At 40.4% G+C, this 22,553-nt stretch carries 18 protein-coding genes; 12 read left to right on the top strand and 6 right to left on the bottom strand.

All coding sequences use genetic code 11. From position 1 onward, the window contains the following. Positions 1–65: 65 nt before the first annotated feature. Together D1013_RS10630 and D1013_RS10625 are read right to left on the bottom strand one after the other, a co-directional pair. Positions 66–1,241, bottom strand: a complete 1,176-nt coding sequence (locus D1013_RS10630) for a GlmU family protein (protein ID WP_121848808.1) — start codon at positions 1,239–1,241, stop codon at positions 66–68. 174 nt (positions 1,242–1,415) lie between these two features. Continuing rightward, the gene (locus D1013_RS10625; RefSeq protein ID WP_121848807.1) at positions 1,416–1,697 is read right to left on the bottom strand and encodes a type B 50S ribosomal protein L31; all 282 of its coding nucleotides are present in this window, start codon (positions 1,695–1,697) and stop codon (positions 1,416–1,418) included. A 185-nt stretch (positions 1,698–1,882) separates the two neighbouring features. On the opposite strand from D1013_RS10625, the gene D1013_RS10620 reads away from it, so the two are divergent. The 7 genes from D1013_RS10620 to D1013_RS10590 all read left to right on the top strand — a co-directional run bounded on the left by D1013_RS10620 (position 1,883) and on the right by D1013_RS10590 (position 8,605). Beyond that, entirely contained in the window at positions 1,883–2,404 is a 522-nt protein-coding gene (locus tag D1013_RS10620; protein ID WP_121848806.1) for a DUF4199 domain-containing protein, read from the top strand. A 41-nt stretch (positions 2,405–2,445) separates the two neighbouring features. Further along, positions 2,446–3,420: a glycosyltransferase family 2 protein gene (locus D1013_RS10615; protein ID WP_121848805.1), complete on the top strand. Its 975-nt coding sequence runs from the start codon at positions 2,446–2,448 to the stop codon at positions 3,418–3,420. Between the two features lie 33 nt (positions 3,421–3,453). Continuing rightward, positions 3,454–5,163: a phospho-sugar mutase gene (locus tag D1013_RS10610; protein WP_121848804.1), complete on the top strand. Its 1,710-nt coding sequence runs from the start codon at positions 3,454–3,456 to the stop codon at positions 5,161–5,163. Then, complete coding sequence (locus tag D1013_RS10605; protein WP_121848803.1) at positions 5,163–6,989, top strand: ABC transporter ATP-binding protein; 1,827 nt, start codon at positions 5,163–5,165, stop codon at positions 6,987–6,989. The genes D1013_RS10610 and D1013_RS10605 overlap by 1 nt, the downstream gene beginning before the upstream one ends. Before the next feature lie 85 nt (positions 6,990–7,074). After that, positions 7,075–7,617 (top strand): RNA polymerase sigma factor, encoded by a 543-nt coding sequence (locus tag D1013_RS10600; protein WP_121848802.1) that lies wholly within the window; start codon positions 7,075–7,077, stop codon positions 7,615–7,617. Positions 7,618–7,650: 33 nt separating this feature from the next. Further along, complete coding sequence (locus D1013_RS10595) at positions 7,651–8,166, top strand: hypothetical protein (RefSeq protein WP_121848801.1); 516 nt, start codon at positions 7,651–7,653, stop codon at positions 8,164–8,166. After that, a complete protein-coding gene (locus D1013_RS10590; RefSeq protein WP_121848800.1) occupies positions 8,156–8,605 on the top strand; it encodes a hypothetical protein in 450 nt (149 codons plus the stop codon). Before D1013_RS10595 ends, D1013_RS10590 begins: the two co-directional genes overlap by 11 nt. A gap of 167 nt (positions 8,606–8,772) precedes the next feature. On the opposite strand, the gene D1013_RS10585 is transcribed toward D1013_RS10590, so the two are convergent. After that, positions 8,773–9,675 carry a WD40/YVTN/BNR-like repeat-containing protein gene (locus D1013_RS10585; protein WP_317125468.1) on the bottom strand — a complete coding sequence of 301 codons (903 nt, stop codon included), beginning with the start codon at positions 9,673–9,675 and terminating at the stop codon, positions 8,773–8,775. A 79-nt stretch (positions 9,676–9,754) separates the two neighbouring features. On the opposite strand from D1013_RS10585, the gene D1013_RS10580 reads away from it, so the two are divergent. Together D1013_RS10580 and purL are read left to right on the top strand one after the other, a co-directional pair. Next, positions 9,755–10,966 (top strand): RsmB/NOP family class I SAM-dependent RNA methyltransferase, encoded by a 1,212-nt coding sequence (locus tag D1013_RS10580; protein ID WP_121850690.1) that lies wholly within the window; start codon positions 9,755–9,757, stop codon positions 10,964–10,966. 100 nt (positions 10,967–11,066) lie between these two features. After that, the gene (purL, locus tag D1013_RS10575; protein ID WP_121848799.1) at positions 11,067–14,759 is read left to right on the top strand and encodes a phosphoribosylformylglycinamidine synthase; all 3,693 of its coding nucleotides are present in this window, start codon (positions 11,067–11,069) and stop codon (positions 14,757–14,759) included. 68 nt (positions 14,760–14,827) lie between these two features. Here the strand turns inward: purL and D1013_RS10570 are convergent, their stop codons facing one another. Beyond that, complete coding sequence (locus D1013_RS10570) at positions 14,828–16,132, bottom strand: DUF6623 family protein (RefSeq protein WP_121848798.1); 1,305 nt, start codon at positions 16,130–16,132, stop codon at positions 14,828–14,830. A gap of 10 nt (positions 16,133–16,142) precedes the next feature. After that, a complete protein-coding gene (locus tag D1013_RS10565; RefSeq protein WP_162987882.1) occupies positions 16,143–16,427 on the bottom strand; it encodes a hypothetical protein in 285 nt (94 codons plus the stop codon). A gap of 397 nt (positions 16,428–16,824) precedes the next feature. On the opposite strand from D1013_RS10565, the gene D1013_RS10560 reads away from it, so the two are divergent. Beyond that, positions 16,825–17,277: a GNAT family N-acetyltransferase gene (locus tag D1013_RS10560; protein WP_121848796.1), complete on the top strand. Its 453-nt coding sequence runs from the start codon at positions 16,825–16,827 to the stop codon at positions 17,275–17,277. A 48-nt stretch (positions 17,278–17,325) separates the two neighbouring features. Here D1013_RS10560 and D1013_RS10555 read toward each other — a convergent pair whose 3' ends face one another. Further along, positions 17,326–19,926 carry a DUF6923 family protein gene (locus tag D1013_RS10555; RefSeq protein ID WP_225621473.1) on the bottom strand — a complete coding sequence of 867 codons (2,601 nt, stop codon included), beginning with the start codon at positions 19,924–19,926 and terminating at the stop codon, positions 17,326–17,328. Positions 19,927–20,154: 228 nt separating this feature from the next. Between D1013_RS10555 and D1013_RS10550 the strand changes: the two genes are divergently transcribed. Together D1013_RS10550 and D1013_RS10545 are read left to right on the top strand one after the other, a co-directional pair. Further along, positions 20,155–21,927: an AMP-dependent synthetase/ligase gene (locus tag D1013_RS10550; protein WP_121848795.1), complete on the top strand. Its 1,773-nt coding sequence runs from the start codon at positions 20,155–20,157 to the stop codon at positions 21,925–21,927. Positions 21,928–22,069: 142 nt separating this feature from the next. Then, entirely contained in the window at positions 22,070–22,537 is a 468-nt protein-coding gene (locus tag D1013_RS10545; RefSeq protein WP_121848794.1) for a MarR family winged helix-turn-helix transcriptional regulator, read from the top strand. Positions 22,538–22,553 lie beyond the last annotated feature (16 nt).

Genomic DNA, 22,553 nt, shown 5'->3' with positions numbered 1-22,553 from the left:
CGCCTTTTCAATGTAGTTGGCATCCTTAAAAATTCGATTTGCTGAAATTTACACCACAAATACGGTTAGTAATTTCGCCATTTTTTGGTGAGTTCAAAAACATGTTCCAATATTTTGGCATCCAATTCTGTAAACTCGACATTTCTTCTGGCCATCATTACCTTAGCAGCCTCAAAAGCCTTTGAAGTTGCATAAGTAGAAAAGCCGGACGCCCCGCCCCAACTGAAACTAGGCACAAAATTTCTTGGAAACCCCGGCACGTAAATATTACAGTTGACCCCTATGACGGTGCCTGTATTGAACATCGTGTTAATGGCGGTTTTGCTATGATCCCCCATCATTAGTCCGCAAAATTGCAAGCCTGTTTGCTCAAATTTCTCGGTAGCATAATTCCACAACCGAACTTTGGCATAATTGTTCTTGAGGTTAGAATTATTCGAGTCAGCACCAATATTACACCACTCACCTAAGACAGCATTACCCAAATAGCCTTCGTGCCCTTTACTTGAATAACCAAAAATTACCGAGTTACTGATTTCACCACAAACCTTGCCATATGGCCCAACGGTTGTGGCACCATAAATTTTAGCTCCCATCTTAACTACGGCATTATGACCAAGTGCAAATGCGCCCCGAATTAGGTTTCCTTCCCAAACCTCAGAGTCCTTTCCCAAGTAGATTGGCCCATCGGTCGCGTTTAAAATACTGTGCTCAACTTTTGCCCCTTCTTCGGCAAAAATACGCTCAGGATGAATCAGCGTATTCGTATTTGATATGGGTGCACTCTCTCGACCTTCGGTCAGCAAATCAAAATCTTCTTGAATGGCCTCGGCATTTTTCGAGAAGATATCCCAAGTATTGATTACCCTGAGCACATCACCATCATAGTCGATGGCCGTATAATCTTCAAAATCAACTTCTTCTTGCGTGTCTTTGGTATAAAAAGCAATGACCTCTTCCCCCTGAAAAATGGCTTCACCTTCAGAAAGGCCCTTTACCAGTTCAACCAGCTCACTATTTGGCAAAAAAGAAGCATTGATTAAAACATTTTCTTCCATTTCGACCATGGGGTATTTTTCGGAGAGATAATCTTCGGTAATGGTCGTAGTAGTATAACCTAGGTAGGTTTCCCACTTTTCACGTATGGTAAGAATGCCTATTCTGATATCGGCTACCGGCCTTGTAAAAGTAAAGGGCAATAGGTTTTCACGAACAGTACCATCAAAAAGTATGTAGTTCATCGGTAAGCTATTTTCCGTAAAATTAAGTAATCTAATTACGGATGCCTTTTTAATTTATTGTTAGATTTTAAAATTAATTGCATGCGAGTGCTTCCGTGCTGCTACCCACTCTAGTAATACACAAAAAAACGCCCCCTTAAAAAAGGAGGCGTCTCTACCAAGCAATGTGCTTGATTATTTCTTATCAGAATCTGCCTTTGCTGGCTTCTTCTTAAATTTTTCGTACTTGCTCTTGAACTTATCGATACGTCCGGCAGTATCCAAGAATTTGGCTTTACCAGTATAGAACGGGTGAGAAGTTCTAGAAATTTCCAATTTTACCAAAGGGTATTCAACGCCATCAACCTCAATAGTCTCTTTGGTATCAGCGGTAGATTTGGTCAAGAATACATCGTCGTTCGACATATCTTTAAAGGCCACCAACCTATAATTTTCTGGGTGTATGTCTTTTTTCATCTTTATAAAATTTTACGCACCCATTCCGACAGGCACTCATTTTAAGGCTGCAAATTTAGTTATTTTTATTTACCCGACAAGTACTCAATTTAAAAAAGAGTAAGAAAATATTTTATATTTAGGCGTAACAAACAACATCACAATACAACTTATTATCTATAACAACTTAAAAACAAAATTAAATCATGGAAGAAAATCAACCAACTACAGGCAAGTATTCACTTAATTTTGGTGCCTTGGCCGGTGGTATCGGAATCGTCTTTGGCATTATGCTCTACACGATGGATATGCACTATGAAAGAGGTTTGGCAGTTCAAGCTACCCAAATCGCTATCTTGGCGGCCGTTATTGCACTTGGCATTTTTCAGTTTAAAAAAGCCAATCTCGGCTTTTTAAGTTTATCCGAGGCGTTAAAACTTGGTGCCGGTATTGCCCTAATTTCAGGTATAATAGGCTTAATTTACTTTTTTGTCTTCTCTAATTATGTTGAGCCCGATTTTATGGATAATATGTACGAAATAGGCAAACAACAGGCTATGGAGAACAACCCCGAGCTTACCGAAGAGCAAATCGACCAAGGTATTGAAATGCAAAAAAGTTTTGCATGGATTTCTTATCCGGTTATCTTGATCCTAAATGTCATCATTGGCTTGGTGGTCGGTCTTATTGCCGGATTAATTCTTAAAAAACAAAAACCTGCGTATTGATTGCAAAATTGTATTTTTGGGCAGACCTATAGAATAATTGAATGGATCTGTCCATAATTATCCCTCTTCTAAACGAGGAGGAATCATTAAAAGAACTTCACGATTGGATTGTTAAAGTAATGCGGTCTAATGGATATGTATATGAAATCATATTCATTGATGATGGAAGTTCAGATGGTTCATGGAACCTAATTCAACAACTTACCCGCGAAAACATTCATGTAAAGGGTGTTCGATTTGTCAAAAATTTTGGTAAATCGCAGGCCCTTCATGCCGGTTTCAAAGCTGCCAAAGGTAAGGTGGTCATTACTATGGATGCCGATTTACAGGACAATCCTGAAGAGATACCCGAACTTTATGATTTGATTAAAAATGAGGGCTACCATTTGGTTTCTGGTTGGAAGAAAAAAAGATACGACTCCCTCCTATCAAAGAACCTGCCTTCAAAACTTTTCAACTGGGCTGCCCGAAAAACTTCGGGTGTACAATTGAACGATTTCAATTGCGGCTTAAAAGCTTTTGATCAGAAAGTTATTAAGAACATTGAAGTCTCCGGTGAAATGCACCGTTACATTCCTGTATTGGCAAAAAATGCGGGTTATAGTCATATCGGTGAAAAAGTCGTTAAACACCAGGCGCGAAAATACGGCAAGACCAAATTTGGTATAGAGCGTTTTATTAATGGTTTTCTGGATCTGCTTACCATTTGGTTCGTATCTAAATTCGGCAGACAGCCCATGCACCTTTTTGGGGCTCTCGGGGTACTTATGTTTATCATAGGCTTTGGTTTTGCCCTTTATTTAGGTGTTGACAAACTTTTTATAAATACCAGAGGAAGGCTTATTACAGATAGGCCTCAATTTTTCATTGCATTGACCGCAATGGTAATGGGAACCCAATTGTTTTTAGCGGGTTTTCTGGGCGAAATATTGATAAGATCAAGAAAAAATGAAGCCCGTTATACGGTTTCCGAAGAAATTAATTTAACACCTGCTGAAAAGCAATATTCTTCTTAAATTTAAGTACAAAAAATACGAATACTATATACTATGGATGCCATTTTGAACACCGCTAAAAGCTGGTTGACCGATTTTTTCGATCCGGCCGTTAAAAAAGAAATACAAGACCTTATCGCCAACGATACCGAAGAACTTAAAGACAGGTTCTACAAGAATATGGAATTCGGAACAGGCGGAATGCGTGGTGTTATGGGCGTTGGCACGAATAGAATCAACAAATACACCTTGGGTAAAAGTACGCAAGGCCTTAGCAATTATTTGAAAAAAGTCTATGATGGCGAAAATATTAAGGTAGTTATCGCATTTGATTGTAGAAACAATAGCGACACCTTGGCCAGAACGGTCGCCGAAGTTCTTTCTGCGAACGGAATCAATGTTTATCTTTTCTCAAGCCTTCGTACCACACCTGAGCTTTCATTTGCCGTAAGACATCTTAAATGTCATGCTGGTATCGTATTGACAGCATCACACAATCCGCCTGAATACAATGGATACAAGGTTTACTGGACTGATGGCGGACAAATAGTACCTCCGCAGGATGGTGAAATCATATCCGAAATTAATGCCTTGGCTTATGAAGATATCAATTTTGACGCGAACGAATCTTTGATCAAATTAATTGACAAAGAAGTTGACGAAGCATTTTTTGAAGCCTCGGTAGCTAATGGTAATTTTGATGCAAAGGGAAAGGATAATTTTAAAATAGTCTTTACCTCGTTACACGGAACTTCCATAACCGCCATACCTGAGGTGCTTGAACGAGCGGGATACAAGAATGTTACTATCATTGAAGAGCAAGCGGTGCCGAACGGCAATTTCCCCACTGTTAAATCACCTAACCCCGAAGAAAGCGAGGCCCTATCGATGGCCATTAAAAAGGCGGAAGAAATAGGTGCAGACATGGTCGTAGGTACAGACCCTGACAGTGATCGTTTGGGTATTGTAGTTCGTAACCTTGATGGTCAAATGGAAATTGTAAACGGTAACCAGGCTATGGTTCTTATGACCAAATTTCTGTTGGAACAGCAGAAAGAAAAAGGTTTCAAGGGTAATGAATTTGTAGCAACTACCATTGTCTCTACCCCAATGATGGAAAAAATGGCAAATGCCTACGGCGTTGAGTTCAAAACTGCATTGACCGGATTTAAATGGATAGGAAAGATGATTAAAGATTTTCCTGAATCTCATTTTGTCGGTGGCGGCGAAGAAAGCTATGGCTATATGGTGGGTGATTTCGTGAGAGATAAAGATGCCGTTACTTCTACTCTATTGGCCTGTGAAATTGCTTCTCAAGCAAAAGCGAACGGGAGCTCTTTCTACAAAGATTTGATTCAATGTTATGTTGATTACGGTTTTTATAAAGAGAAACTTATCTCCATCACCAAAAAGGGAATGAGCGGTGCCGAAGAAATCAAGCAAATGCTAAAAGATTTCAAAGAAAATCCTGTTTCTACAGTGGCCGGTTCAAAAGTTGTATGGATCGAAGATTATAATACATCGATAGCGAAAAATGTAATCACCGGCGAAGAAAAAGCCATTGACATTCCCAAATCGAATGTATTGATTTACGAAACGGAAGATGGTACTCGAATCGCTGCCAGACCTAGCGGAACAGAACCAAAGGTAAAGTTTTACATTAGCACCAACGGTAAATTAGAAAAGGCTGAAGATTACAAAAAGGTCTCTGCAGAGCTAGATGAGAAAATAAATACCATCTTGGGCGAACTTAACCTCGGTTAATGGATTACTTTAAGAAGATTCTCAGGTTTGCAAAACCTTATAGCAAATACGGCTATTTAAACATCTTTTTTAATATTCTTTATGCATTGTTCAGCGCCCTTTCATTTGCGGCGCTGATTCCTATGCTAGATGTTCTTTTCAAACCTGAAAACAAGGTGACCGTTGAGCCTGTATATGAGGGTTTTGGGCAACTTAAAGATTACCTTCAAGATTATATCAATTACAGGGTCACCGTGTATTCCGGTGATGACGAGATGAAAGGCCTGGTTCTAGTAATTGGTCTTGTTTTGGTACTGTTTCTGCTAAAGAATTTTTTCAATTATTTGGCCATGTATTTCATTACCTTCTTAAGAAATGGTGTATTGAAAGACATTCGAAATAAAATGTACCAGAAAATCGTAGAGTTACCTGTGTCATTCTACTCCGAGAAGCGAAAGGGTGATGTCATTGCCAGAATAACATCTGATGTACTTGAAATTCAGCATTCTTTTCTATCGATCCTAGAATTGATAGTTAGAGAGCCACTCACCATCTTGTTTACCATTCTCATCATGTTCGGCATCAGTACGAAGCTCACATTGTTTGTCTTTATATTTATACCCATCGCAGGAGCCATCATTTCAAGAATCGGAAAATCTTTAAAGAAAAAATCGGACCGAGTACAACGAGAACAGGGCGAGTTTTTATCTATTGTTGAAGAAACTCTTGGCGGTTTAAGGGTTATAAAAGCCTTTAATGCCGAGTCTCACTTTTACCAATTATTTTCTCGCTCGACCAAACGATTTTTTAGGTTTTCGAATACTTTGTTGAATAGACAAAATTTAGCTTCTCCAACAGGTGAGTTTCTTGGTATTCTGGTCATAGGGGTTTTATTGTGGTTTGGTGGCCGAATGGTTCTGGTAGAAGAAACACTGGACCCTTCCTCTTTTATTGCTTACATGGGGCTGGCATACAACATTTTGACCCCGGCAAAAGCCATCAGCAAAGCTTCGTACGGAGTAAAAAAAGGAAATGCAGCAGCGGAACGGGTACTGGAGATTTTGGAAACCGAAAACCCTATTTCCGACAAACCGAATGCTGTTGAAATCTCAAGTTTTGAAAGGGGTATCGAACTACAGAATGTTTCCTTCAAGTATGAGGATGAATACGTATTGAAGAATTTTAACCTTAGTGTTCCAAAAGGGCACACGGTGGCCTTGGTTGGCCAATCAGGTAGTGGTAAAAGCACCATCGCTAACCTTATAACCAGATTTTATGACGTTAATGAAGGAGCTATCGCTTTAGATGGCCATAGCATCAAAGACGTGACCAAAAGCTCATTACGGTCATTATTGGGCTTGGTTACCCAAGACTCCATACTTTTTAACGATACGGTAGCCAACAATATAGCTCTAGGTAAAAAAGATGCTTCAGAGGCAGAAATAATTGAAGCGGCTAAAATTGCCAATGCCCATGAATTCATTTCTGAGTTACCGGAAGGTTATCACACCAATATCGGCGATAGCGGTAATAAACTGAGTGGCGGCCAAAAGCAGCGTCTTTCCATTGCCCGGGCAGTTCTCAAGAACCCGCCTATCATGGTTTTAGATGAGGCTACTTCGGCCCTAGATACCGAAAGTGAACGCTTGGTGCAAGATGCATTGGAAAAAATGATGCTAAACAGAACCTCAATTGTCATTGCACATCGTCTTTCAACCATTCAAAACGCCGATACGATAGTTGTTCTCCAAAAAGGAGAAATAGTCGAGAAGGGTACCCATAGTGAACTTTTGGAAAGAGATGGTGTCTACAAAAAATTGGTGGCCATGCAATCACTTGCTAATTAATTTTTAAAATTATAGTAATCATTGCATTACGGATTAAACCTTTTATCTTGGTCAAGGTCTAATAGTATATCTAAAGTGCATCTATTTGGTTTCCGAAGAAACTTTAGTTCAACAATTAAAGCAAAAAGAAAGTTCTGCAAGTGCCTTTGAAGTATTGGTAAGTACTTACAAAAAGCCCCTGTATTGGCATATTCGCCGAATTGTTCTTAATCACGATGATACCGATGATGTTCTTCAGAATACGTTCATCAAAGTATACAGGAATATCGACGGATTTAAGGGGGAGAGCAAGTTGTATTCATGGCTCTATCGAATAGCTACCAACGAGGCGCTCTCCTTTCTCAAGAAAAAAGCGAAACGCAACGGCTACACCGATGCCGAATTGCAAGAAAATATCGTCCAAAACTTACAAGCAGACGTATATTTTGAAGGTGATGAAATTCAACTAAAGCTTCAAAAGGCGATTGCCACATTGCCAGAAAAGCAAAAGTTGGTTTTCAATATGAAGTATTTTCAAGACCTTAAATACGAAGAAATTTCAGAAATTTTAGAAACTTCGGTAGGTGGTCTTAAAGCAAGTTATCATTTAGCGGTTAAAAAAATTGAAGCTTATCTCAAAACCGATTAAACCTTTTAAGTTTTTGAGTGTCAAATAAAAGCAATGAGCGACCTAAATAAAAATAATCCGTTTAATACGCCCAAAAATTATTTTGAGGGTTTTGAAGAAAAGCTATTTGAAAAGCTTTCTTCAAGCGAGAGCACTTTACCTGAAGATGATGGGTTTGCTATTCCGAAAGATTATTTTGATTCTTTTGAAGGAAGGCTGCTCGATACTTTGGCTGAAGAGAAAAGCAAGGTCATATCATTACGCAGTAATTACAGAAACTATTATTACATAGCAGCTTCTATCGCTGCCATATTACTTATCGCCATATTCATAAAATTGGGTGTTTCCGATGAGCCAACTTTTGACGACTTGGCCAATTCGGAAATCGATGCCTATTTTGAAAACAATGATATCGGGCTTACCAGTTATGAAATAGCAGATGTTATACCAATTGACCAATTAGAGGTTTACGACGTAATGGAAAGCCGTTTTGTTGAAGAACAAATGGTCGATTATCTCAATGAAAATATTGAGGATATTGAAGCCCTAAATCTTGATTATGATGAATAGCCGAAAAATTCTGATTGCATGCATGGTAGCTTTTGCTTCTACCCTATCTTTCGCACAAGAGCATTCTAAAAAAGATAAAATCAACGCGCTAAAGGTTGCATTTCTGACCGAAAAGCTCAATCTAAGCACAAAAGAAGCTCAAGAATTCTGGCCGCTTTATAATCAATATGAAAGCAACAAAGAATCACTTAGGCATGTGCAATGGAGAGAGGTTCGTTCTAAAATAAAGGATGCGAGCGATATTTCTGAAAAGGAGGCCCAAGCCCTTGTAGAGAAATATTTGGACTATGAGCAGGAAGAGGAAAAAATCGAAAAAGATTACTTAGAAGCGGTCAGCAAAGCTATTTCCGCGAAGAAAACACTACTTCTACTACGCTCCGAAGAAGAATTTAAGAAGCAACTTATCAAACAATATCGGGAAAAAATGGGCTACAATTAGGCCTCAATAAGTTTTTTAAGCAAATTTCGGGTTTCAATCTCTTATTTAAATACCAATCTTGAAATTCTGTTTTTTCCAGCAGCATACGCAACAGAATCGTTAACGAATCGAAGGGTATAGAAGGGTTCTTGAGAAAGGGCCGACCATGTTTTACCCTGATCAGATGATTAGGAAATTCCGGTAAAACCAAGGGCCACTATCTCCTTACCTTCCGATTTAGGAACAAACTGAATACAGCTTTTATATCCCGGTTCTAAACCATCCGCTATTAAGTTCCAAGTATTACCTCCATCCAAAGTAATGGCCTTATTATCTTTTTTACCATCGGGTTGAGTATAGTCGCCTCCTATGGCTAGACCAATCTCTTCATTGTAGAAATCCAACGAATAAATTCCTTGGGTTGGTTCCGATCCTTCTATTGGCGTGTCTTGAATGGTCCAAATTTTTCCCTTATTGGTAGAATGATACAATCTACCTCCGGTAGTAGCAATCCAAACCTTATCCCCTTGTATTTCAACATTAGTGTTACTGGCCGCGAAAGCCCCCTCCCCTTCCAATGCTTTAGGTAGTTCATCACACGGTAGTTTCGACCAATTATTGCCTCCATCATCAGTCATAAGTATACTAAGGCAGCCCTCGAAACTGTCTCCAACGGCTATTCCATCCGAATCGTTAAAAAATTTAAGCGAATCATAAAAAACATGCTCCCCTTCCTCTTTATATACAAGTTCCATTTTTCCTTTGTCACCCGTTTTGTAAAGTAACGCCGGTGTAGCGACCGACAGCATAAAAAAATCGGTAGACGTGTGCCCGACAGCCCTAAACTCTGGCGTGATGGAATCATACTTCTGTATATTTGTCCGAACTTTATGGGTATTTAAATTTATACTACCGAAAATACCGTTGCTGCCTGCAAAAGCCAAACTCTCGCCCATTAGCTCAATAGCCCTTATACTGACTGAATCTTCGTAAACATCGGTAACAGACACCGACGTAAACGGCTTTCTTTTATCCACCTCTTGACAAGAAAGAAGGATTAGCAAACAAACAATAGCACCTAATCTCTGCATGATTATAAATTTTGTCAAAAATAGAGCCATTCGCCATGAATACAATACCTTTGCACCCACCTTTTTAGAAACGAACTTTATGAGACTACACCGAAATCTTGTGTTTGCCGTAATTGATGCGCTACATTTAATATTTAATGAAGGCGAATATGCCGATAAGGTAGTGCAAAAGGTATTGAAGTTCGATAAGCGATGGGGAAGCAGAGACCGTGGCTTCATTGCCGAAACTACCTACGAAATGGTTCGCTATAAAAGGTTGTATGCCGAAATCGCGGGGGTTAAAGCTCCTTTCAACAGACCAGAGCTTTTTAGAATGTGGGCGGTTTGGGCCGTTTTGAAAGGCATTCAGTTACCCGATTGGAAACAGATTGAACCAACACCCGAAAGAAGGATAAAAGGCAAATTTGATGAGCTCTCCAAAATTAGGAAGTACCGCGAAGCGATTCCGGATTGGATAGATGAATTATGCGAAAAAGCATTGGGCGATGAACTTTGGACCAAGGAAATTGCCGCCCTCAACGAGCAGGCAGAAGTCATTTTACGCTCCAATACCTTAAAAACAACCCGCGAGAAACTAAGAAAAACATTGCTCGACGAGGGTATCGTTGCAGAACCTATCAAAGGCTACCCTTTGGCTCTCAAACTTGTGGAGCGTGCCAACGTTTTTGTGACACAGGCCTTTAAAGATGGCCTATTTGAGGTTCAAGACGCTTCTTCACAGTTAGTTTCAGAACTGTTAGATGTGCAACCTGGGCAACGAGTGGTCGACACCTGTGCCGGTGCAGGTGGAAAATCACTGCATTTAGCTGCGCTCATGGAAAACAAGGGCCAATTGATTTCTATGGATGTTTACATTAGTAAGCTAAAGGAATTGAAAAGACGTGCCCGACGCAACGGTGCCCATAATATTGAAACCCGGGAAATCGATTCGACCAAAGTATTCAAGAAATTATATGGTAGTGCCGATAGGGTATTGATCGATGCGCCGTGTACAGGTTTGGGTGTTATTCGTAGAAACCCGGATACCAAATGGAAATTACAACCAGAATTTCTCGACAAGATTTTGGCTACACAAGCAGATATTATTCGTAGTTATAGCAAAATTGTGAAACCCGGTGGCAAAATGGTTTATGCTACTTGTTCTATTTTACCTCAAGAGAACGGAAATCAAGTTCAATCATTTCTTCAATCGGAAGAAGGTAAAGATTTCAGTTTGGTGAAAGACAAGAATATATTTGCTTCGCAATCAGGTTTTGACGGTTTTTACATGGCTCTTTTACAGAAGAAGTAATCAACAATTTGTTGTTGATACTGTTAATTTTTCTTCTAGAAGCTTTCACCGAAAAGCTGTAAATTTGTGCTTTCTTAAAAACTATCAATCCTAAGATTCAATGGTTCTTTTTTTCGGTAATGCCAATACCAAAGTTTTCGCTGTACAGGTCTCCAGCGAACTTTCGCAAGAAGACATTAATAAACTTGTTTGGTTGTTCGGCAACCAACCTATCATAAACACGGCGTCTATTGACGCCTTTTTTGTTGGCCCGCGGGCAGCAATGATCACCCCGTGGAGTACCAATGCGACCGAGATAACCCAAAATATGGGCGTTACCGGTGTTGTTCGAATTGAGGAGTTTCAATCGGTCAAAAAAGACTTTACCGATTTTGACCCGATGCTATCTCAAAAATATCAGAAGCTAGATCAAGATATTTACGACATACATGTGGTTCCTGAGCCGATTCTTGAAATCGATGATATTGCTGCCTATAACGAAAAAGAAGGTTTGGCGCTAAGCAGCGAGGAAGTTGATTACCTCAACGATCTTTCTAAAAAGATGGGGAGAAAACTCACTGACTCCGAAGTTTTTGGCTTTAGCCAAGTAAACTCTGAGCATTGTAGACACAAAATTTTCAATGGCACTTTTGTCATCGACGGTCAAGAAATGCCTTCGTCGCTTTTTAAACTGATCAAAAAGACCTCTCAGGAAAACCCGAACGATATTGTTTCGGCCTATAAAGACAACGTCGCCTTTTTAAAAGGGCCGAAAGCAGTACAATTTGCACCTAAAAGTGCCGATAAACCTGATTTTTATGAGGAGAGAGAATTTGAATCGGTTATTTCCTTAAAGGCTGAAACCCATAACTTTCCTACCACTGTGGAACCTTTTAACGGTGCCGCTACGGGATCGGGTGGTGAAATTCGTGACCGTTTGGCCGGTGGTAAGGGATCGTTGCCTTTGGCGGGTACCGCAGTTTACATGACCGCTTATTCCAGACTTGAAGAAGAAAGACCGTGGGAACAGAATATGAAAGAAAGGGAATGGTTATATCAAACCCCTATCGATATCTTAATCAAAGCCTCCAATGGGGCATCGGATTTTGGAAATAAATTTGGACAACCCTTGATTGCCGGCTCCGTTCTAACTTTTGAACATGATGAAAACAAAGAGTCCAATGAGGGCCATACTAATCCGAGAAGGCTTGGTTATGACAAGGTAATTATGCAGGCGGGTGGTATTGGTTATGGCAAAAATGACCAAGCGTTAAAAGAGAGTCCGAAAGAGGGTGATAAAATTGTAATTCTTGGAGGAGATAATTACCGTATTGGAATGGGCGGAGCTGCCGTTTCCAGTGCCGATACAGGTGAGTTTAGTTCCGCCATCGAGCTGAACGCTGTTCAACGCTCCAATCCTGAAATGCAAAAAAGAGCGGCCAATGCCATTCGAGGCATGGTCGAAAGCGATGAAAATACCATTATCTCCATTCACGACCATGGTGCCGGAGGGCATTTGAACTGTCTCTCTGAACTGGTAGAGGAAACCGGAGGAAAAATCGACCTAGATCAATTACCTGTGGGGGATCCTACCTTATCGGCCAAAGAAATTATCGGTAACGAATCGCAAGAAAGAATGGGTCTTGTAATCGGTCAAAAGAACATTGACCTCTTACATCGTATTGCCGATCGTGAACGTTCACCAATGTACGAGGTGGGCGATGTAACGGGAGATGACCGCTTTACCTTTGAATCAAAGACTACAGGGGTCAAACCAATGGACGTTAACCTTTCTGATATTTTCGGGAGTTCACCGAAGACCACTATGACCGATACAACGGTCAAGCGAACTTATAAAGAGCCTCAATATTCATTAGAGCATTTTCATGACTATTTAGATCAAGTTTTACAATTGGAGGCCGTGGCCTGTAAAGATTGGTTGACCAATAAAGTAGATCGCTGTGTGGGCGGCCGCGTGGCCAAACAACAATGTGCCGGACCTTTACAATTGCCTTTGAACAACTGTGCAGTAATGACCATGGATTTTAAAGGAAACAACGGTATAGCGACCAGTATCGGCCACTCCCCTATTTCTGGGCTTATCAATCCTGCAGCGGGCAGTAAAAATAGTATCGCAGAAGCCCTGACCAATATCGTTTGGGCGCCGTTGAAAGACGGCCTAAAGTCAGTTTCCTTATCTGCCAACTGGATGTGGCCTTGCAAAAACGAAGGGGAAGATGCGCGCTTGTATGAAGCGGTCCAGGCTGTTTCAGATTTTTCTATTGAATTAGGAATCAATGTGCCGACCGGTAAAGATTCCCTGTCAATGAAACAGAAATATAAAGACGGTGACGTTATTTCACCGGGAACGGTAATTATTTCCGCAGCGGCGCATTGCGATGACATAAAGAAGGTAATTGAGCCCGTTTTTCAAAAAAACGCCGGCGCCATATACTACGTAAATCTTTCGAAAGATTCGTTCAAACTTGGCGGCTCATCCTTTTCTCAAATTAGAAAAGCAATCGGTAACGATGCCCCTACTATCAATGATACTTCTTATTTCAAATCGGTATTTGAATCGATTCAAAAGCTGATAAGAAGTGGCGCCATAGTTGCCGGGCATGATGTGGCCTCTGGCGGATTGATTACTACATTACTCGAAATGTGCTTTGCCGACTTAAACTTGGGTGCCAATCTTGATCTTACAGATCTTCAAGAAAATGATACTATCAAACTTTTATTTTCTGAAAACTCTGGAGTCGTTTTTCAGCTCAAAGATGAAAAAGCTGAAAAACTTCTTGAAGAACAAGACATTGATTTCATAAAAATTGGAGAGGTAAGTGATCAAGCCGTTCTAAGTATCAATAACCATGGGGTTCAAATGGGTCTGAACGTGTCTACATTACGTGACATGTGGTATAAAACGTCATACCTTTTAGATGAAAAACAAACCGCTAAAGGTCTCGCCAAAGACCGCTATCAAAACTATAAGAAACAACCTTTGGCATACACCTTTCCTTCAAACCCAAAGATAGACCTGACAGACTACAAGCCTTTTTCCGGTAGCAGGCCAAAAGCCGCCATTTTACGTGAAAAAGGAAGTAACTCGGAGAGGGAAATGGCCAATGCTATGTATTTGGCAGGATTTGATGTGAAGGATGTTCATATGACCGATTTGATTACCGGTAGGGAAACTTTAGAGGATATTCAATTTATAGGTGCCGTAGGCGGATTCTCCAACTCAGATGTGTTAGGAAGCGCCAAAGGATGGGCCGGGGCCATAAAATACAACGAAAAGGCAAATGCTGCTTTAAAAAACTTTTTTGCGCGACCCGATACGCTCTCTGTTGGTATATGTAACGGATGCCAACTTTTTATGGAGCTCGACCTTATCAATCCTGATCATGAAACGCACGGTAGGTTGACCTATAATGAATCGAACAAGCACGAAAGTAACTTTACCTCGGTACAAGTACAGGAGAACAACTCCGTTATGCTATCGAGCTTGGCCGGAACTACACTAGGCGTATGGATTTCCCATGGCGAAGGCAAGTTCAGTCTGCCCTATGAAGAGGATAAATACCAAATTGTTGCCAAGTATGGCTACGAAGGGTACCCATCCAATCCCAACGGAAGTAATTTTAATACCGCCATGATGTGCGATAAAACAGGAAGACACCTAGTTACAATGCCGCATATTGAGCGATCTATTTTCCCATGGAACTGGGCTCACTACCCAAAAGACAGAAACGATAGCGTATCTCCTTGGTTAGAGGCATTTGTCAATGCCAGAAAATGGGTGGAGCAACATTAAAAGTAATTACGAAAGCAACAGTTATAAAAGGCCACTGATTAAGGTGGCCTTTTTTGTTTACAAGACTCTTAATTGATTAAATCACAACCCGCAGCTACAAAATCCATTCTTCTTTCATTAAGGCTACCGGTTCCGAAAGAAACGCCTATCGAAATTCCGAGACCCCAATAGACCGATGGTTTATCGGCCACCCCGAATTTTTTGAACCAATTGTCACCAGACAAATTCAAATTATTGTGGGCCGCAATTTTGGTATATCCATCATAAATATGAACATGGTTGACCAAGGCTTTATTCGAAAATGTTCTGAACCTTAGAATGGCACATACAATTTTTAGCCTTTTTTGGTCCTTAATTACAGGAGTGGGCAAGGCAAAATGAAACCAATTAGTAGTATTGGGTTTCCCGTACAAATAGGTGTAAAATCCAGCTCTGGTGATTTGTTCCAACCGATCAGGAAACTCTACTTGAATACTGGTTCCATGAATCCATGGGGCACTTTCTATCGAATACCCCCCATAAATGGTTGTGATACCTGCGACGTCATCTCCATGTAGATATCTCATAGGCCCTGAATAGCTCGGAAACATTAAAGAACCGTTTACACTTGAATGCCTTAACCCAAGAGAATGGCCAAATTCGTGTGCAGCTACCGTGACCAAGTCCACTTTTCCTGAGCCTGTGGGTATATTTATCGTCCACGACTCGGCTTCATCAAAATGGGCATCTCCTGCCAAAGCGCCGGCATTTGGTGGCGGATAATAGGCATGGGCCAACACCCCTCCCGGCCCGTCAAAAGAAGAACCATCGCCATGAGGTCCCGAAACAAACTTGATACGAATATCGGCACTGGCGCTATTCGCGACTCGTCTAAAACTTAATGGAGTTTCAGCCGCCCATAAAGCAAAGGCCTGTTCAATTGCCTCATGAATGGCAGCTTGTGTCAACCCATTATCGGTGGTATAATTGTCAAAACCATAGGTCAGGTTCATAGTTGACCATTTATTGCCGTGGGTTGAGAACTCACCCAGGTCAGGCATACCACAACGTCTCGTATCTAACTCTTCTAAAGTTTCTTTGTCTAACTTACCCGTAATTTTCAGGCCGTGAAACTCTTGGTATTTTTTTAATGCCTCAACGGTGGCGGCATCCATAGTGCCCGGTTCTACATAAGAAGATTTCAGGCTCTCAAGGGCCGCGTCTTCCGGTTGTGGCGGACGATTGTTTCCGGTACCAAAGGCCGCATCGGACGGATTAAAATACCCGAATAACTGTAAATGTTTCTGTAGCTCGCTGATGTCCGTTGATTTCTGTGGAACATACTCCGCTTTTTTGAGCTTCTTTGTGCTCTTTTTTTCTGCAACTTCACTCATGATAAATGTTTTAGTTTTTGTTGTACAAATGCATGCTATCTAACTCCTTAAGAAGTAAAACTTGCTCACCTCCCATACGGGGTGGTGGCAAAGTAGGATCCTCGGTAAGTAAACCGGAGAAAACGACGCGTATTCCCGGTTTTTGAAGGTCTCGGGGAATCATTTCATTTTGGGCAGGTATACAGGTAATCTGGCCGTCGATAGTTTCTTTTTGGTGGTAGGTAATGATGAATTTTTGTAAATCTTCTCGATAATCAACCATACCTTGTTGTTCATCAACTCGTATTTCTTTCATGGCTTTGGTAGCTGAGATGGGTTTGTTGGTTTCTGATTTTCTTGTACCGCACCCCCATAGCAAACAGAGAAGAGTACAGTAAAAAAGCAGTGCTTTCACCTTAAATCGTTTTATGTTAGAATGTGTAAAATATCCCTACCTAGGAGGAACAAAAGAGGTATGGGCAGAGGTCGACAATAAGTAAGGCCTAAAAGAGTAAATCTTAAAAAAGGCTATTAAAAGTAATCTATTATTTACAGTTAAAAATGTTAAAGCCTACATTTTGTAATAAAACATGTGTAGATTGTAAGAATTTCGTTATTTCTCACCCTAAAAAATTTAAAACCGAAAAAACCAATCGATTTAAATCGATATTTTAAATTTCGATGTAATACAAGCAAATATTAAAGCAGGTCATATGAACATACGTAAAGCTGAATTAAATGATCTTTCAGAAATAGTGGCTCTTTTAGCCAATGACCCATTGGGTAGATTACGAGAAAATTTTGAAAAGCCATTACCGAAATATTATGTCAAGGCTTTTGAGGTTATTGAAAAAGACCCCCATCAATTTTTAATGGTGCTCGAAAATGTAGATTCTTCCATATTGGGAACTTTTCAATTGAGCTTTATACAATATTTGACCTATAGAGGAGGCATAAGATGTCAAATTGAGGCCGTAAGAATTCATCAAGACCACCGTGGTAGGGGCCTTGGAAAGTACATGTTTGATTGGGTAATTGAATTTGCAAAAGAAAAAGGGGCCCACGTAGTTCAATTGACCTCGGATAAAAATCGCACCGAAGCTCTTGAATTTTACAAACAACTGGGTTTTATGGCAAGTCATGAGGGCATGAAACTGCACTTATGAAAGAGCTAATTTTCATGCCCAACAATGAGTTTTGTAGGCCCCAATTTTCTATTTTATCATAATCTTATCACTCCAAATTCTATCATTCGAACTGGTAAGCTTATAAAGGTACAGTCCAGGGGAAAGGCTATGTTTTTGAATTGTAATTTTATTTTGTCCTTTTTGTGAATCACCGCTCATTTGATTCTGAACCATCTTCTTTCCCGTTAAATCATAAATTTCTAGCAGATAACTACCTGCTTTTTCCTCATAGAAATAGAGGTCTGCAGACTCTCTTACAGGATTTGGGAATAAAAGAGATTTATTGGTATCATCGAGAATAAAAGCTTTCGGTTGCTCTTTATTGTTGAAACTAACATTCTTGAGTTTTAAAGATTTGTCTTCTTCCGAACCGTTCTCGGCCAAAAGATTAAAATTAAGCACCCTAATATTCGAGAAATCGGTACTTTTTCCGTTCTTGGTGAAGTCATCAGTTGCTATAACATGCGTCTCCGTTTGAGCAGAAAGGTCGACCTTTGCGGAGTAGGTACTACCATCGCCCTTGGTTATTTTTACCTCAAGGGTTCCTGTACCTTCCGCCTCAAAACTTAACTTTCCGTATTCTGAAAGGTCAACCGCCGAAAACCTTGGGCTCAGTGCCCTGTAGACCCCAATGTAACTCGAAGTGCGACCGCTAAGCTCAATATTTCTTTCCACAGAATAACCTTCTTCCATAAACGGTTGGGTCGATTCAAGCACTTGATAGGTCTTAACCGTAGTACCTTCCGCGGAAGCATCAAGACCCCAAGGAGCATCAGCCACAAAAAGATCATCTGGTGTTCCGCCTTTGGTATTACTCACTCGAAAACCAAAATCGAAGAGACTACCTGTTTGTAACGATATGGAATCAAGATACCCATCGATAGGTGAACTGAACGACATACTTTCGGTTGAAAGCGTTTCCGTTCTTTTTAAGCCACCTTGAAGGTCTATTCCCCCCGATTTATTATTGTTAACTAAGTTCAACAGTACCTTACCGTTAGCATATTTGGCTGATTTAACAAAAACAGGAGGCGGCGTTGATGCCTTGTAATCGCTGATGGTAGCGCTTGCTTCTAAGAGGTTCAATATTTCATCGGCCAATGCCAAAAGATCATCGACTGTATTGGCCCAAATTTGGAAATTGTAGTACGATGAATTATCGGCATAAGCATCAATATTCCAATGCGATTCAATAACAAACTGACCTTGACCATCTATTCGGGCCGAGAACGATAAAGCGAATTCAGTAGCCCCGTCAGGTTGCTTGATAATCGACTTAATAAAGTCTTTTTCCCTTAGTTGAATATTTGAAACCGAAAGTAATTGGGCGCCTAAAAATCGGTCACAGATAAACTTGCTATGCTCATAAACCTTACTCTCGGTCTTTATGACCATCAAAGCACCAATATTATCGGAGCCTTTTAAATAATCAACGGAATAGATATCTGAAGCATTGGTCAAATCAAGTAAATCAGCTGGTGAAGATTCAATGGTGCTGGTTTCTCCTATTATATCAAGGGGAATGAGGTCTGCTAACGGAATAGCGTTTGCCGAATATTTACCACTTTTTCCGTAAGATGCTCCCTTTTTAAGCCTTTTAGCGGTTTTTTTATCAAACTTATAATTGGTTGCCGCCCTCTTATAATTTCTTTCACTGATCAAAGCGGATAAACGGTCGTTACTTTCAAGTCCTCCATCATTGGCACCCGAAGTTAGATTGATTTCCGGACAGGTGGCTACCCCTGAGCACGCCGGGTCATCACAGTCTACAAGACCATCGCCATCATCATCAAGACCATTGATGCAATCTTCTTGTGGTACAGGTGCCGTAGGGCATCGCGCACCATCATTAAGAGAAGAAGCAGGACCAAAAGCGAAAATATTGGATTGAATGAGGCCTCCTGCCAATATATTGTGCACATTATTAACTTTATAAACAGAACCGGTTTGGTTGGCAGAAACATAGAAGTTACCATCTACATCAAAATAGACGGCACCGAAAGTATAGTTGAGTCCGGAAAGTATGGGCACTACCCCTAAAGGAAGCACTACTCCTGTTTGTGCGTCAATTCTATAGAGAATGTTGGTGCCTTTTTCAACCGTATACAGCTTACCATCAACCGCATTAAAGGCCCAATCATGAATATTGATATTCTGACTTAGGGTGGTAGAACCAATAAACTCTAAATAGTTGTTCGATTCAGGATTCAGGTCAACGGCGTGATAAGTTGAAGAGCCTGACCTGAAATAATAAATACCGTCGATAGAAATATCTCCCACATACTTATTATTACTATCCGGTAGTTCCGGTATTGTATAAACATCCGTTGAAAAATTCTTACCTATTCTTACGATTGATTTGCTTGGGGTCGACAAATATCCCCAAATATATCCGTCGGCCGAGTTATAGGCCGCAGCGTTTATATTGCCCGGCGTTACATTTTCAGAAACTAGATAGGCACTGCCCGAGGCTAAATCTACCGCGTAAATATCGTTATATTGAAAAAGATAGGCATTGTAATCACATTCAAATGGCTCACCTTGCGCGTTTACATAATGGCTGCACAAAGCCGTAAGAGCCAAAAGATGGGTTAAAATGAAAGAGTTGCGAACGTAGTTTTTCATCATGCAATTCGGATTTAATTTAAATAATGTATTTTCCTACAAAAAATGAAATTATCACCTATAACAATAAGCATTACGATTTATTGTGAACAAAAATGAGATTACGATGAACTGCACCCCTCTTATCGATTAAATTCAAATATTCATACTAAAACAGCACTAATTTTGTTAATCCCGTTTTAAAATACCGCTCGCTTTTCATAATTTGCAACAGGTTAATAACAGCCGACTATGACAGATATCACTCTCCTTTTTGATTTTCCTTATTATCAATTGAAGAATTTCAATCTAGATAAATCACTGGTTACCAAGGTTAACGGACAATGGGTAGCTACTTCTACCCAAGAATATATTGATAAGGCCAACGCCATGAGCAGGGCCTTATTACGTATGGGCGTTGGGCCGAACGATAAAATAGCGGTCATAAGCATGACCAATAGAACCGAGTGGAACATAATGGATATCGGAATTTTACAGTTAGGTGCGCAGAACGTGCCTATCTATCCAACAATCTCCGAAGATGACTATGCCTATGTGCTCAACCATTCAGAGGCCAAGTACTGCTTTGTATCATGTCAGGAAGTGTATGATAAGGTCGCGGCTATCAGAGATCAGGTTCCATCACTAAAAGATGTCTACTCTTTTGATCAACTTACCGTTTGCAAAAATTGGAGTGAAGTACTTGAATTAGGAAAAGATACCTCCAACCAAGAAGAAGTAGACCGGTTAAAAAATGATGTAAAGCCATCCGACTTGGCTACCTTAATATATACATCCGGCACAACAGGTAGACCCAAAGGTGTAATGTTGTCTCATGACAACTTGGTCAGCAATGCCATAGAAAGCTCAAAACGCTTTCCTATAAAAGACGGACAGACCAAATCACTAAGTTTTTTACCGCTGTGCCATGTTTACGAAAGAATGCTGATTTATTTATATCAGTTCAGGGGGGTTACTATTTACTATGCCGAATCGCTAGATAAAATCAGTGAAAACCTGAAGGAAACCGGCCCGCATGTAATGACAGCCGTCCCTCGGTTATTGGAAAAGGTCTATGATAAAATTCTGGCTAAGGGAACAGAGCTAACAGGACTTAAAAAGAAACTTTTCTTTTGGGCCATCGAAATCGGACTTCAATACAAACCTTATGGTGAAAATGGTCGGCTATATGAGCTAAAACTCGGAATCGCCCGAAAACTGATTTTTAAAAAATGGAAGGAGGGATTAGGCGGCAACCTTATGTTGATAGCATCGGGTAGTGCTGCATTACAACCTAGATTGGCTAGAATATTCAACGCCGCCGAATTCGGACTCATGGAAGGCTATGGGCTTACCGAAACATCTCCTGTTATTTCGGTCAATGATATGCGAGACGGAGGATTTAAAATTGGCACCGTGGGTAAACCTATTGCCCGCACCGAGGTAAAAATAGCGGAGGACGGTGAAATATGCATTAAAGGTCCGCAAGTTATGATGGGCTATTACAAAGACCCCGAGCGAACCGCCGAAGTAGTCATCGACAATTATTTTCATACAGGCGATATCGGAGAAATAGACCAAGAAGGGTTTCTTAAAATTACGGATCGTAAAAAAGAAATGTTCAAAACCTCTGGCGGCAAATATGTGGCCCCGCAACTTCTTGAGAACAGGTTCAAGCAATCTCGTTTTATTGAACAAATCATGGTGGTGGGCGAAGGTGAAAAAATGCCGGCTGCACTTATTCAACCCGATTTTGAATATTTGAACGAGTGGGCAAAAGCGAACCAAATTACAATTCCTGAGAACTCAGATATTATTCTGAATGAAAAGGTATTGGATCAATTTCAAAAAGAAGTTGATGAGGCCAACGAAAAGTTTGCCAAATGGGAAAAGGTCAAACAATTTAGGTTAACACCCGATGTGTGGAGTATTAGCGAAGGCCACCTCACCCCTACCATGAAACTCAGAAGAAAAATAATTAGAGAAAAGTATCAAGAGCTATACAATGATATTTATGGGCATTAAGATGTCCCCCTCCCATAATTAAAATGAATTATCATCAATAATTAAAAGCGGAAAGAAGGCCGTAACAGTTAAATATTTTTTCATCATTTTATTATGCGTGCATAATAAATTTTTATATATTTGGATAACCTAAATCCAACCGATGAAAGATATTACTATTGACTACGCGCTGCGTGCGACCTGGCAAGCCGTAGCTCGAATGTATAACGAAGAGGCAAAAAAATTCGGTTCAACAATGGCCGTTGGCTTTACCCTTTTGAGTATTGACCCAAAAACAGGAACGCCCTCTACATCATTGGGTCCGAAAATGGGAATGGAAGCCACCAGTCTCTCTCGCATTTTAAAGAGAATGGAAGAACAGGGTTTGATAGAAAGAAAACCCAACCCTAAAGATGGTCGAGGGGTTCTTATTCATCTAACCGATTTTGGGCTGGAAAAAAGAACCGACTCTAAGAATGTCGTTTTGCGATTCAACGAAGCGGTACGGTCAAAAGTTTCGCAAGATAAACTTGACGGCTTTTTTGAGGTGATGGATTCGATTAACGAGATGATTGCTGAAAAGAACGTACAAAATACTGACAAAACAATTAACGGTCATAAACCTGAATGACCTCTTAACCTATAAA

This window comes from Euzebyella marina (assembly GCF_003687485.1).
GTDB lineage: Bacteria > Bacteroidota > Bacteroidia > Flavobacteriales > Flavobacteriaceae > Euzebyella > Euzebyella marina.
This window is presented reverse-complemented; position numbering and strand designations above follow the sequence as displayed.